Annotated in this window: 8 protein-coding genes; 7 read left to right on the top strand and 1 reads right to left on the bottom strand. The window is 64.8% G+C overall.

Annotated features, from left to right (window positions below; translation table 11 throughout):
• Positions 1-163: 163 nt before the first annotated feature.
• The gene (uraH, locus tag ACQ7JA_RS04150; RefSeq protein ID WP_430894804.1) at positions 164-517 is read right to left on the bottom strand and encodes a hydroxyisourate hydrolase; all 354 of its coding nucleotides are present in this window, start codon (positions 515-517) and stop codon (positions 164-166) included.
• 103 nt (positions 518-620) lie between these two features.
• Here uraH and puuE point away from each other — a divergent pair, with 103 nt between their 5' ends.
• The 7 genes from puuE (at position 621) to ACQ7JA_RS04115 (ending at position 13,582) form a co-directional block, all read left to right on the top strand.
• Positions 621-1,562, top strand: coding sequence for an allantoinase PuuE (gene puuE / locus ACQ7JA_RS04145; RefSeq protein ID WP_430894802.1), 942 nt, complete (start codon positions 621-623; stop codon positions 1,560-1,562).
• 116 nt (positions 1,563-1,678) lie between these two features.
• Entirely contained in the window at positions 1,679-3,157 is a 1,479-nt protein-coding gene (gene xdhA / locus ACQ7JA_RS04140; protein ID WP_430894800.1) for a xanthine dehydrogenase small subunit, read from the top strand.
• Between the two features lie 10 nt (positions 3,158-3,167).
• On the top strand, positions 3,168-5,510 hold the full coding sequence (gene xdhB, locus ACQ7JA_RS04135; protein WP_430894798.1) for a xanthine dehydrogenase molybdopterin binding subunit: 2,343 nt from the start codon (positions 3,168-3,170) through the stop codon (positions 5,508-5,510).
• Positions 5,510-6,598 (top strand): xanthine dehydrogenase accessory protein XdhC, encoded by a 1,089-nt coding sequence (gene xdhC / locus ACQ7JA_RS04130; protein ID WP_430894796.1) that lies wholly within the window; start codon positions 5,510-5,512, stop codon positions 6,596-6,598. The genes xdhB and xdhC overlap by 1 nt, the downstream gene beginning before the upstream one ends.
• A 4-nt stretch (positions 6,599-6,602) precedes the next feature.
• Positions 6,603-7,907 (top strand): guanine deaminase, encoded by a 1,305-nt coding sequence (gene guaD, locus ACQ7JA_RS04125; protein WP_430894794.1) that lies wholly within the window; start codon positions 6,603-6,605, stop codon positions 7,905-7,907.
• Positions 7,908-8,126: 219 nt separating this feature from the next.
• A complete protein-coding gene (locus ACQ7JA_RS04120) occupies positions 8,127-9,608 on the top strand; it encodes an adenosine deaminase (protein ID WP_430894792.1) in 1,482 nt (493 codons plus the stop codon).
• A 551-nt stretch (positions 9,609-10,159) separates the two neighbouring features.
• Positions 10,160-13,582, top strand: coding sequence for a TonB-dependent receptor (locus ACQ7JA_RS04115; protein WP_430894790.1), 3,423 nt, complete (start codon positions 10,160-10,162; stop codon positions 13,580-13,582).
• The last annotated feature ends 32 nt before the right edge of the window (positions 13,583-13,614 follow it).

Below are 13,614 nucleotides of genomic sequence, written 5' to 3'. Positions count from 1 at the left end.
ACCGGCAAGATTGCTAGTCACTCCAAGCGGTGTCAGGTATGACAAACCAAGCGGTGTCAGGTCTGACAAACGGACACGAGCTCTGCCTTAAGGACTGGCAAATGTCGAGGCCGTGTCCGAATGTCAGACCTGACACCAATGAAGTTGGACACCAATGAAGTTGTCAGCTGCCACGGTAGGTGGAGTAGGACCAGGGCGTGAGCACCAGGGGCACGTGGTAGTTCTGGGTGCTGTCATGGATGCCGAAGGCGATCGCGATGCGGTCGAGGAAGCGCGGGGAGGGCAGGGCCACGCCCTGGGCGGCGAAGTAGTCGCCGGCATGGAAGACCAGCTCGTACTGCCCGGTTAGTAAGTGCTCGCCCTCAAGCAGGGGAGCGTCGCAGCGGCCGTCGGCATTCGTGTGCGCAGTCTTGAGCAGCGTGCGGCCGCAGGCGTCGATGGCGTACAGCTCGAGCTTCACGCCGGCGCCGGGACGGCCATGGGCGGTATCGAGTACGTGCGTGGACAGTTTGGCCATGGCTGACATAATCCCCGATTGAGTTGAAGTATGCGGGCAATCATATACCGTTGTGCATCATGCAATATATAGTCAGGCTTATACCCGCTCATTCCCCGACGCCATGGACAGCTACTCGAACTACCCGCGCGACCTGGTCGGCTACGGCCGCACCCCTCCGCATGCGCGCTGGCCCGGCGGGGCCCGGATCGCCCTGCAGTTCGTGCTGAACTATGAAGAGGGCGGCGAAAACTGCGTGCTGCACGGCGATCCCGCTTCCGAGACTTTCCTGTCCGAGATCATCGGCGCGCAGGCCTTCCCGATGCGCCACATGAGCATGGAGTCGCTCTACGAATATGGTTCGCGCGCCGGCCTGTGGCGGGTGCTGCGCCTGTTCGAGGAGCGCGGCCTGCCGCTCACCGTGTTCGGCGTGGCGATGGCGCTCGAGCGCAATCCGGATGCGGTCGCCGCCTTCCGCGAACTCGGACACGAGATCGCCTGCCATGGCCTGCGCTGGATCTCCTACCAGAACGTGGACGAGGCCACCGAGCGCGCCCACATGATCGAGGCGGTCGCGATCATCCGCGAGCTCACGGGCGAAGCGCCGCTCGGCTGGTACACCGGGCGCGATTCGCCGAACACGCGCCGCCTCGTGGTCGAGCACGGTGGCTTCGCCTACGATGCCGACCACTACGGCGACGACCTGCCGTTCTGGCAGCAGGTGGAAACAGGGGAGGGGCGCCGGGTGCCGCACCTGGTCGTGCCCTATACGCTCGATACCAACGACATGCGCTTCGCCGCCATGCAGGGTTTTAACTCGGGCACCCAGTTCTTCGACTACCTGAAGGACGCCTTCGACGTGCTGTATGCGGAAGGCGATCCGGACGGACTGGACCGGCCGAAGATGCTGTCGATCGGCCTGCATTGCCGCCTGGTCGGCCGTCCCGCACGGGCGGCGGCGCTGGCGCGCTTCCTCGATTATGTGCAGGGACACGAGGGGGTCTGGATCACGCGCCGGATCGATATCGCGAATCACTGGAAAACCGTGCATCCTTTCCTGGAATGAAGGGTGTGGGCGCTCCATTTGATATACGAATATATTGATAAGCAATATAAAGATAATCTTATAAGCAGAGGGTTCGGCGGTGTTAGCCTTCCGCCCTTGCCTGAAAGCCAGCCACCATGTCCGAACCGATCCGATTCTTCTACCGAGGCGCCGTCCACGAAGTACGGGATGCGTCGCCCACGCAGACCATCCTGCAGCACCTGCGGGAGGACCTGCATTGCACCGGCACCAAGGAAGGCTGCGCCGAGGGCGACTGCGGCGCCTGCACGGTGGTGATCGGTTCGCTGGAAGACGGCAAGCTCGCGATGAAGGCCGTGAATTCCTGCATCCAGTTCACGCCGACCCTGGACGGCAAGGCCCTGTTCACGGTGGAGGACCTGCAGGCGGCGGATGGTAGCCTGCATCCGGTCCAGCAGGCCCTGGTCGAATGCCACGGTTCGCAATGCGGCTTCTGCACGCCGGGCTTTGCCATGTCGCTGTGGGGCATGTACCTGAAGCAGGAAAGCCACGGGCTTTCCGGGCGCCAGCCGTCGCGCTGCCAGATCGACGACGCGCTGTCGGGCAACCTGTGCCGCTGCACCGGCTACCGCCCCATCATCGATGCGGCCCGCCGCATGGTGGAGCTGCCGCCCGCCGCCTTCGACCGCGCCGCGCTGGCCGAACGCCTGCAGCTGCTCCGGCGCGCACATGGCTTCAGCTACGAGGCGCAAGGCCAGCGCTTCCACGTGCCGCGCTCGCTCGAAGAACTGGTGCGCCTGCGCGCCGAACGTCCCGCCGCGCTGCTGCTGGCCGGCTCGACCGACGTCGGGCTGTGGGTCACCAAGCACATGCGCGAGCTGAACGAGATCATCTACCTGGGCCAGGTCGAGGAACTCGGAAGCATGCGCGAGCTGGACGGCATGCTGGAAGTCGGCGCCGGCGTGAGCCTGAACGATGCCTATGCCGCGGTATGCCGCCACTATCCCGAGGAGCTCGGCGAGATGTGGCAGCGCTTCGCCTCACTCCCGATCCGCAATGCGGGCACCCTGGGCGGCAACGTCGCCAACGGTTCGCCGATCGGCGATTCGATGCCCTGGCTGATCGCGCTGGGCACGCAGATCGTTCTGCGCGGGGCCGCGGGCGAGCGCGTGCTGGCGCTGGAAGATTTCTATCTCGGCTACCAGCAGAAGGACCTGCAGGCGGGCGAGTTCGTGCAGGCGCTGCGCATTCCGCTGCCGCGCGCGGGTGTGCGCTTCCGTACCTATAAACTGGCCAAGCGCTTCGACCAGGACATCTCGGCGGTCTGCGCCGCCTTTGCCCTCACGCTCGACGGCGACGTGGTCGCGGATGCGCGCATCGCCTTCGGCGGCATGGCCGCCACGCCGAAGCGCGCTTCGCAAGCCGAAGCCGTCCTGATCGGCCAGGCCTGGAACGAAGAGACGATGCGCCGCGCCATGGCGGCGCTGCGCGAGGACTACGCACCGCTGAGCGATATGCGCGCCTCCAGCGCTTACCGCATGCAGGCCGCGCAGAACCTGCTGCGCCGCTTCTGGCTGGAGAGCCGTGTCGACGATCCGCTGCCGGCGCTTGCCGTCAATGCCTTTGCGCAGGCCTGAGGAGAAGGACATGAACGACACCGCCAATCCCGTACTTGCCCGTGAGCTCGACAGCAGCTGGACCGAAGTCGGCCGCGCCCGCCCGCACGAATCGGCCCTGCTGCACGTGCTCGGCCAGGCCACCTATACCGACGACATCCGCGAGACCGCGGGCACGCTGCACGCCGCCCTCGGCCTGTCCAGCCGCGCCCATGCGCGCATCCTCGGCATCGATCTCGATCCCGTGCGCGCCAGCCGCGGCGTGGTGGCGGTGCTCACGTCCCGGGATATCCCAGGCCTGAACGACTGCGGACCGATCATCCACGACGACCCGATCCTGGCCGACGGCCTGGTCCAGTACGTGGGCCAGCCGGTCTTCATCGTCGTGGCGGACAGCCACGACAATGCGCGCCGCGCGGCCAAGCTGGCGAAGATCGACTACGAGGACCTGCCGGCCATCCTGACCCCGCAGGCGGCGCGCGCCGCCGAATCGTATGTGCTGCCGCCGATGCGCCTTGCGCGCGGCGACGCCGCACGCGCCTTCGCCGGCGCGCCCTTCCGGGTGAAGGGCGAGCTGCACGTCGGCGGCCAGGAACAGTTCTACCTCGAAGGCCAGATCGCCTACGCCATCCCCGGCGAAGACCGCGGCATGCACGTCTACTGCTCGACCCAGCACCCGAGCGAGATGCAGCACGTGGTCGCCCACGCCCTCGGCCTGCATTCCCACCACGTGACGGTCGAGTGCCGCCGCATGGGCGGCGGTTTCGGTGGCAAGGAATCGCAGTCGGCGCTGTGGGCGGCCGCGGCCGCGATCGCCGCCGTGCGTACCCGCCGTCCCGTGAAGCTGCGCGCCGACCGCGACGACGACATGCTCGTCACGGGAAAACGCCACTGCTTCCACTACGAATACGAAGTCGGCTACGACCGCGAGGGCCGCATCCTGGCCGCGAAAGTCGACATGGTCTCGCGCGCCGGCTACTCGGCGGACCTCTCGGGGCCGGTGGCCACCCGCGCCGTCTGCCACTTCGACAACAGCTATTACCTGGCAGACGTCGATATCCGCGCCGCCTGCGGCAAGACCAACACCCAGTCGAACACCGCCTTCCGCGGCTTCGGCGGGCCGCAGGGCGCGATCGCCATCGAGTACGTGATCGACGAGATCGCGCGCAACCTCGGCCGCGATCCGCTCGACATCCGCCGCCTGAACTTCTACGGCAAGACGGACCGGAATGTCACGCCCTACGGCCAGGAAATCGTCGACAACGTCATCCATGAGCTGGTCGCCGAGCTGGAGCAAACGAGCGACTACCGCGCGCGCCGCGCCGCGATCATTGAATACAACCGCACCAGCCCCGTGCTGAAGAAGGGCCTGGCGCTCACGCCGGTGAAGTTCGGCATCGCCTTCAACGTCACCCACCTGAACCAGGCGGGCGCGCTGGTGCACGTCTACGTCGACGGTTCGATCCTGGTGAACCACGGCGGCACCGAGATGGGGCAGGGCATCAATACCAAGGTGATGCAGGTGGTCGCCCACGAACTGGGCGTCGACCTGGAACGCGTGCGCGCCACCGCCACCAACACGGGCAAGGTCGCCAACACCTCGGCCACCGCCGCCTCGACCGGCGCGGACCTGAACGGCAAGGCCGCCCAGGATGCCGCACGCAAGATCCGCGATCGCCTGGCCGCCTTCGTGGCCTCGCAGTTCGGCGGCGAGGCGTCCGAAGTGCGCTTTGCCGACGACACCGTCTTCGTGGCAGGGCAGGCGCTGCGCTTCGGCGAAGTGGTCGCCAAGGCCTATCTGGCGCGCGTGCAGTTGTGGTCCGACGGCTTCTACGCCACCCCAGGCCTGCACTGGGATCCGAAGACCATGAGCGGCCATCCCTTCTCCTACTACGCCTACGGCGCGGCGGTGTCGGAAGTCGTGGTGGATACCCTTACAGGCGAATGGAAGCTGCTGCGCGCCGACGCCCTGTACGACGCGGGGAACTCGCTGAACCCGGCCATCGACATCGGCCAGGTCGAAGGCGCCTTCATCCAGGGCATGGGCTGGCTCACTACCGAAGAATTGTGGTGGAACCCGGCCGGCAAGCTGATGACGCACGCCCCGTCGACCTACAAGATCCCGGGCATCTCCGACTGCCCGCAGGACTTCCGCGTGCGCCTCTTCAAGAACCGCAACGTCGAGGACAGCATCCACCGCTCCAAGGCCGTGGGCGAGCCGCCGCTGCTGCTGCCGTTCTCGGTGTTCTTCGCGATCCGCGACGCGGTGTCGAGCGTGGGCGGGCACAAGGTCAATCCGCCGCTGAACGCGCCCGCCACCTGCGAGGAGATCCTCAAGGCAGTGGCCGCCGTCGAATCCGCCGCGGGTGCCTGATGAACGACTGGTTGCCACAGGAGCTGCAGTCGCCGGCAGTGCTGGTCACGGTCGCCCGCGTCGAGGGCTCCGTGCCCCGCGAGCCGGGCGCGCGCATGCTGGTCGATGCCGAGGGATTCCGCGGCACGATCGGGGGCGGGCACCTGGAGCACCGGGCGCTGGAGATGGCGCGCGCGATGCTGGAGCAGGGCGCTGTCGAGGCCTGCCTGGAACGCTTCCCGCTCGGGCCCAAGCTGGGGCAGTGCTGCGGCGGCATCGCCTGGCTGGCCTTCGAGCCGGCGGATGCGGCGCAGCTGGCGCTGCTCGACCAACGCCGCAATGAAGACACGTGGCGCGTGGTTTCGGTAGGGTGGACGGCTCCGCCGTCCGCGCGTTCAGCTCCCGTATGTGCAGTGGCGAACGATGCGACAGACCATGCACCTGTTGAACGCGCGGACGGGAAACCCGCCTTTCGTGGCCCGGCCCACCCTACATTAATCGACGCCGCTGGCCGTCTGCTGGCAGGCGAGATCGCACCTGCCTTCGACCCGAGCGCCGGCACCCACGTGATGGAACAGGATGGCCGCCTCTGGCTCATCGACGCCGTCCTCGCACCACGTTCGCACCTGATGCTCTTCGGCGCCGGCCACGTCGGCGCCGCCATCGTGCGGGCGTTGGCCGACCTGCCCTGCCGCGTCACCTGGGTCGACGAACGCGAGGACCTGTTCCCGTCCACGGTCCCGGCCAACGTGACCGTCGAAGCCACCGACACGCCCGAAGCGCTTGTTGAAAACGCACCACAAGGCACCACCTTTCTGGTCATGACGCACAGCCATGCTCTTGACCTGCGCCTGTCGCACGCGATACTGTCCCGCCCCGGCGCCCGGGATTGGTTCGGCCTGATTGGCTCGGACACCAAGCGCCGCCAGTTCGAGCACCGCCTGCGCGAGCGCGGCGTCGCCGACGAGCGCATTGACGCCATGGTCTGCCCCATCGGCTTGCCCGGCATCGAGGGAAAAGCCCCGGCCGTGATCGCAGCCTCCGTGGCGGCGCAGCTGCTCACCGTATGGGAAGCTGCAAGCCGCCCACCAAAAGATTCAACGGAATAAGAAGATGTCCACCGCACCTCAGACCACGCAAGCCTACCGCGCGAGCTTGCTGTACTTTCACGCCGACCCGGCCTTCAGCGAACAGGCCTATGCCTGGCATGAAGACGGCCTGCTGCTCGTCGAAGACGGCAAGGTCAAGGCCGCCGGCGACTACGCCGCGCTCGCACCCACGCTGACGGCAAGCGCTTCCGTGCAGGACCTGCGCGGCCACGTGATCACCCCGGGCTTCATCGACACCCACCTGCACTACCCGCAGACGGACATGATCGCTTCGCCGAGCCCGGGCCTGCTGCCCTGGCTGGAGACCTATACCTTCCCGACCGAGCGCCGCTTCGAGGACCCGGCGCATGCGCGCGCGACCGCCGAGTTCTTCCTCGACGAGCTGCTGCGCTGCGGCACCACGACCGCCGTCGTCTACTGCACCGTGCACCCGCAATCGGTCGACGCCTTCTTCGAGGCCAGCGAAGCGCGCAACCTGCGCATGGTGGCCGGCAAGGTGCTGATGGACCGCCACTGTCCGGACTTCCTGCGCGACCTGGAGGGCGGGGTGGGCGACAGCGCGCTTCTCATCGACAAATGGCACAAGCGCGGCCGCCAGCTCTACGCGATCACGCCGCGCTTCGCCCCGACCTCGACCGACGCCCAGCTGCGCGCGACGGCCGAACTGGCGAAAGCGTATCCCGACACCTTCATCCAGACCCACGTCTCGGAAAACAGGGACGAGTGCAAGTGGGTGGGAGAGCTGCATCCGCAGGCGCGCAGCTACCTGGACGTCTACGAGCGCTTCGGCCTGATGCGCCCGCGCGCCCTGTTCGGCCACTGCATCTGGCTGGACGACGAGGACTTCGCGCGCATGGCGGCCACGGGCTCGGCGGCGGCGGTGTGCCCGACCTCCAACCTGTTCCTGGGCAGCGGCCTGTTCGACTTCGAGAAGGCCGACGGCGCGCGTACGCTGCTCTCGCTCGGCACCGACGTCGGCGCCGGCACCTCCTTCTCGATGCTGCAGACCATGAACGAAGCCTACAAGGTGGCGCGCCTGAAGGGCAGCTACCTGCCGGCCCTGCGCATGTTCTACCTGGCGACCCATGGCGCGGCGCGCGCCATGGGCCTGGAAGGCACGATCGGCAGCCTCGCGCCGGGCGCGGAAGCCGACTTCGTGGTGCTCGACCCGAAAGCGACGCCCCTGATGGCGCGCCGCACGGCGCAGCTGGAATCGCTGGAAGAACTGCTGTTCGCCTTTGCGCTGCTGGGGGACGATCGCTCGATCAAGGCAAGCTACTCGGCCGGCAAGCTGGTACATGCCCGGTAGGGTGGGCGGGGGAATTTAGTCCAGTGGACTAAATTCCCGCCCACGCGTTCAAATCCCGTGTGAGCGGATAGAGCGCGATTCATCACTGGCCAGTTGGACGCGTGGGCGGAGGACCGTCCACCCTACATGCCTTATTGCCAACGCTAACTCAAGCGTATAGAGTTGCGCGGTCACGCGGGCGCCACGCCCGCCTTCAACCGCACCAGAAAGTACCGACCCATGCAGACCAAACTGACCGCCGGCATCCTGCTCGCCCTGGCCCTTACCAGCGCCCAGGCCAAGGGCCCGGCCTCGACCGCCAACGAAACCGCCACCGCCCGCCACTACGCGAGCCTGATCGCCGGCGAGCCGAAGACCTCCGAGCTGACCCTGTTCTTCACCCGCATGCCCAAGGGCGGCGACCTGCACCACCACTATTCAGGTTCGGTCTACGCCGAGTCCTACGTCGACTTCCTCGACATGCAGGGCTACTGCGTCGACAAGCGCACTTACCGCATCGAGACCAACAAGGAAACGGTGGCGGCGGAGCGCGCCAAGCCGGCCAAGGAGCGCAACTGCCTGTCCACCGCCGAAGTCTATGCCGACGACCACACCTACCGCGAGCTGCTGCAGCGCTGGTCGAACAAGGACTTCAGCAACCACGGCGCGATCCAGCCGCCGCCGGACCGCCTGTTCTTCCAGACCTTCGGCTTCTTCGGCCCGGTCTCGAACGCCAACTTCCGCGAAGGCCTGCAGGAGCTCAAGAAGCGCGCCATCCTGGAAAACGTCAGCTACATCGAGACCATGTTCAAGATGTCGCCGTTTGTCGTGAACAAGGAGTTCGACAAGCAGGCCTGGCGCAACGTGGGCGACGACAAGGCGTTTGACGCCCAGATGGGCGCCTGGCTCGCGGTGCTGGAGCAGGATGCCGAATTCCGCAAGCAGACCGAAGACTTCGTCACCAAGATCCACGAAGCCGCCGAAGGCATCGACGACGAGCGCTTCACCATGCGCTACCAGACCTATGTGCTGCGCCTGCTCGACCCGTCCCAGGTGTTTTCGTCGATGGTCTCCGGCTTCAAGGCCGCGAAGATGAGCGACAAGATCGTGGGCGTGAACATCGTCGGCCAGGAGAGCACCATGGTCTCGATGCGCGACTACACCCTGCACATGAAGATGTTCCGCTTCCTGAAGTCGCGCTACCCGGACGTGAAGGTGGCCATGCACGCGGGCGAACTGGCGTTGGGCGACGTGCCGCCGGAAGGCCTGAAGTTCCACATCGACCAGGCCCTGGTGGTGGCCGGCGCCAACCGCATCGGCCACGGCATCGACCTCGCCCACGAGAGCAATGCGCCGGCGATCCTGGCGAAGATGCGCAAGGACGACATCCCGGTCGAGATCAACCTGACCTCGAACGCCTTCATCAGCGGCATCGAAGGCGCCAACCATCCGGTGACGATCTACCGTAAATATGGCGTGCCCTACGTGATCTCGACCGACGACGCCGGGGTCACCCGCCATACCCTGTCCAACGAGTACGTGCTGTTCGCCAGCCGCTACAAGCCGGACTATGCCGAAATGAAGAGGACCTCGTACAACAGCATCAAGTATGCTTTCCTTCCGGCAGCAGAGAAGGCGCGCCTCACCCGCCAGCTCGACGAGCGCTTCGCCAGCTTCGAGGCGGATGTTGCAAAAATGTTGAAACAGGCTGTCGGAAAATAATCCCCAGACCGGCTCGCCAGGGCCGGAAATCCTGTCAATACGGGCCGGCGAGGCAAGCTTGCCGTCCAGTTCGGTCGGCCCATCTTGCGCGACCTCAGATAGTCAGAAAATTAATTTTCATATAATTTTTGTGGTCAACTTGCCACAAAATTTCCTGACCTTTCCGCGCTTTTCCGAAAAAACACCTCTAAATATTTCATAGAAGAATGCCTTCCGTATAATCGCGCCTTGTGATTTTGCCCGGAACCATCGTCCTTCAGCCCCTTCATCCCCGTTTTTCGACCCATTTATAGGCTCTGCCTATAAATTCCCATGGAAAAACGTATTTGTCGGGCTGGTGTGGGCTCCTGCATATTTATTGTTGTTAACAAATATGCTTGAAGTTTTTCCAAGGCCGCCTGTAACAGCGATGAAAGATTTCATGTCTAAAATCGCCCGGTTTCATCTAGGCAGCCGGCGATGCCGCTTCCGGCAACCAGGGTTGCAGTACTTGTGAAGAGGGACGTCTCCCGGCGTCCAATAACTATTAAGTCTATTTTGGGGTTTTAACAATGATCACTCACAAACAGATCCGGCTGACCAAGCTGGCGCTGGCTTTGTCGATTGTGCTGTCGGCCGCTCCGGCTGTGGCACAGAACACCACCTCCGCCATCGGCGGCCGCGTCGCTGGCGCGGATGGCAAGCCGGTCGCGGGCGCGCAAGTCGTCATTCGCCACGCCGAGTCGGGTTCTGTCAGCACGGTCACGACCGATGCCGAAGGCCGTTACGTCGCACGCGGCCTGCGCGTCGGCGGTCCGTTCACGATCACCATGTCGAAGGACGGCACGACCGAGACCATCAACAACGTCTTCACCAATCTGGCGGAAACCGCGGCCGTCGACGGCACCCTGGGCCCGAAAGTGGCGGTCGTGAACGTGACCGGCCAAGCCCGTTCGAACACCTTCAACAGCGCCAGCATGGGTTCGGGCACCAGCCTGAGCCGCGCCGACCTGGCGGCTCACGCATCGATCAACCGTAACTTGGCCGACTACGCGCGTCAGGATCCGCGCCTGTCGCAGACCGACAAGGACCGCGGCGAAATCTCGGTCGGCGGTACCAACTCGCGCTTTAACTCGATCACCATCGACGGTGTGTCGATCAGCGACACCTTCGGCCTGGAATCGAACGGCCTGCCGACCAACAAGCAGCCGATCTCGATCGACTCGATCCAGTCGGTGCAGGTCAACGTCTCGAACTATGACGTGACCCAGAAGGGCTATACCGGCGCCAACATCAATGCGATCACCAAGTCGGGCACCAACGAGTGGCATGGTAGCGTGTACCACGTGTTCCGCAATGACAAGCTGGCCGGCGACCGCTACAACGCGACCGACAAGAGCTACAGCGCTCCGGCCGCGTTCAAGGAAAACACCACCGGCTTCACCCTGGGCGGTCCGCTGATCAAGGACAAGCTGTTCATCTTCGCCAGCGCCGAAAACCTGAAGAGCTCGCGTAACTCGCCGGAATACGGCCCGCTGGGCAGCGGCCTGACCAATGTCGGCATCACCCCGTCGGCCATCGCCAGCTTGCAGAACATCGCCAAGACCCGCTACGGCTTCGACGCCGGTTCGGGTGAAGTGCCGAGCGGCTTCGAACTGGACGTCGAAGACCGCCTGGTCAAGCTGGACTGGAACATCAACGACAATCACCGCGCCAGCCTGCGCTACCAGAAGACCAAGCAGTCCGAGCCGCAATTCTCGGGCTATTCGGCGACCGGTATCGCCCTGGATTCGTACCTGTGGACCGAAGGCAAGAACATCGAGTCGACCGTCGCACAGGTGTTCAGCGACTGGACCCAGGACTTCTCGACCGAGTTCAAAATCTCCAAGCGCGAATCCGGTAAGAGCAATGCCAACAACGCCGTGCTGCCGTCGATGGCGCTGAGCTTCCCTGGCCCGCTGCCGGCAGGCACCCCGAGTTCGGTACGCACCGGCACCCGCTTCATCAATTTCGGTACCGAAGCGAGCCGCCAGTTCAACACCCTCGACACCACGACCTGGGACGCCTACGCGGGCGCCACCTGGCTGCAGGGCGACCACGAGATCAAGTTCGGTGCGGACTACGTGCGCAACGAGATCTTCAATGCCTTCCTGCAGAACGTGAACGGCACCTACACCTTCGGTTGCGTGAATTCGAGCGCGACTTATACCTACACCTTCGGCGCCGTCAACTGCTCGACCTCGTCGGCTGACGTGATCGAGCGCGCTACGCTGGAAAACTTCTCGCGCGGCCGTCCGACCCAGTACATCGCGCAGATCGCTCGCCAGGGCTTCACCCTGAACGACGCGGCCGCCAATTGGACCCTGGCCAATACCGGCCTGTTCCTGCAGGATAACTGGAAGGTCAACGACCAACTGACCCTGACCTACGGCGTGCGCTATGACAAAGCCACCACCGGCGACCGTCCGCTGCGCAACAACGCAGTCGCCGCGCCGCGTGTGGCCGGTACCTACAGCGCCAACAACGCTGCGCTGGTCCGTGAAACCGGCGGCTTCGGCATGGACAACACCGTCACCATCGACGGCGACGACCTGATCCAGCCTCGCTTCGGCTTCAACTACCGCCTCGACACCAAGCGTCCGACCCAGATCCGCGGCGGCGTCGGCCTGTTCGGCGGCGCGGCACTGAACGTCTGGCTGGGCAACCCGTTCGCCAACGCCGGCATCGCGACCTACTCGGTCGGTTGCGGCCGCGACAGCTTCGCATCGTGCGGCGCCACCGACGGTATCTTCAGCCCTAACCCGGCCGCCCAGAACGCCATCGCGGGCGCAGTACCTGCGGTCGCGGTCGACATCCTGGCCCCTGGCATCAGCCAGCCGTCGGTGTGGAAGGGCAACCTGGCGATCGAGCATGAACTGCCATGGTACGGCCTGGTCCTGAGCCTGGAATACCTGCGCACCAGCGTCAACAAGGGCATCTACTTCGAGCACCTGAACCTGGGCGCCCCGACCCGTATCGGCCCGGATGGCCGCCAGATGTTCTGGACCGAGCAGGGCTACACCGCCTCGTGCGCCAACGGAACCGGCGGCTTCAACAGCACCGGCGCCTGTGCAGGCTTCCGCTCGCGCGCTCTGTCGAATGCGGCGTACACCAACGTGATCGCCGTGCGCGAAACCAAGAAGGGTGGCGGCAACCTGGCGACGGTCTCGCTGAGCAATGGCCGTTCGCGCGGCCTGCGCTGGACCGCGGCGTACACCTACACCGATGCGACCGAAGTCAGCAACCTGAGCTCGTCGACCTCGAACTCGAACTGGAGTGGCCGCGCCATCTTCAACCCGAACGAGGAAGTCGCCGGCAAGTCGGCTTACCTGATCAAGGACCGCGTGACCCTGTCGCTGGCTTGGGACAAGGCTTTCTTCGGTACCTACAAGACCAGCTTTGGTCTGTTCTATGAAGGCCGCAGCGGCAAGCCATACAGCTGGACCTTCAACAACGACATGAACGGCGATGGCGTCAGCTCGAACGACCTGATGTACATCCCGAAAGCCTTCGGTTCGGGCGAGGTCATCTTCCGTGGCGACACCGCGACCAGCAAGGTGAACGAGCAGAAGTTCTGGGACATCGTCAACAAGGACGAAATGCTCAAGGGCTCGGCAGGCGGCGTGATCGGCCGCGCCGGTTCGCGCGCACCGTGGACCAACAGCTTCGACATGCGCCTGAGCCAGGAAGTCCCGGGCCTGTTCGCAGGTCATAAAGGCGCCCTGGTGTTCGACTTCATGAACGTCGGTAACATGATCAACAAGCGCTGGGGCCGTATCAACGAAGTCAGCTTTGCAAGCGCCGGCGGTAACTCGCGCAGCTTCGTGGACTACGCGGGTATGCAAGACGGCAAGTATGTGTACCAGGTGCGTGATCAGGTCGAAGACTATGTGACCAAGCAGGCAAAGGGTGAATCGCAGTGGGCTATCCAGGTAACCGCTCGCTACGAGTTCTAAGCTTGTCCCGTCAAGGCGCCTGAAACGCTGAG

This window comes from Massilia sp. BKSP1R2A-1 (genome assembly GCF_050586525.1).
Classification (GTDB): domain Bacteria; phylum Pseudomonadota; class Gammaproteobacteria; order Burkholderiales; family Burkholderiaceae_D; genus Telluria.
The sequence above is the reverse complement of the archived record's forward strand: the minus strand, read 5'-3'. Positions and strand labels throughout refer to the sequence as shown.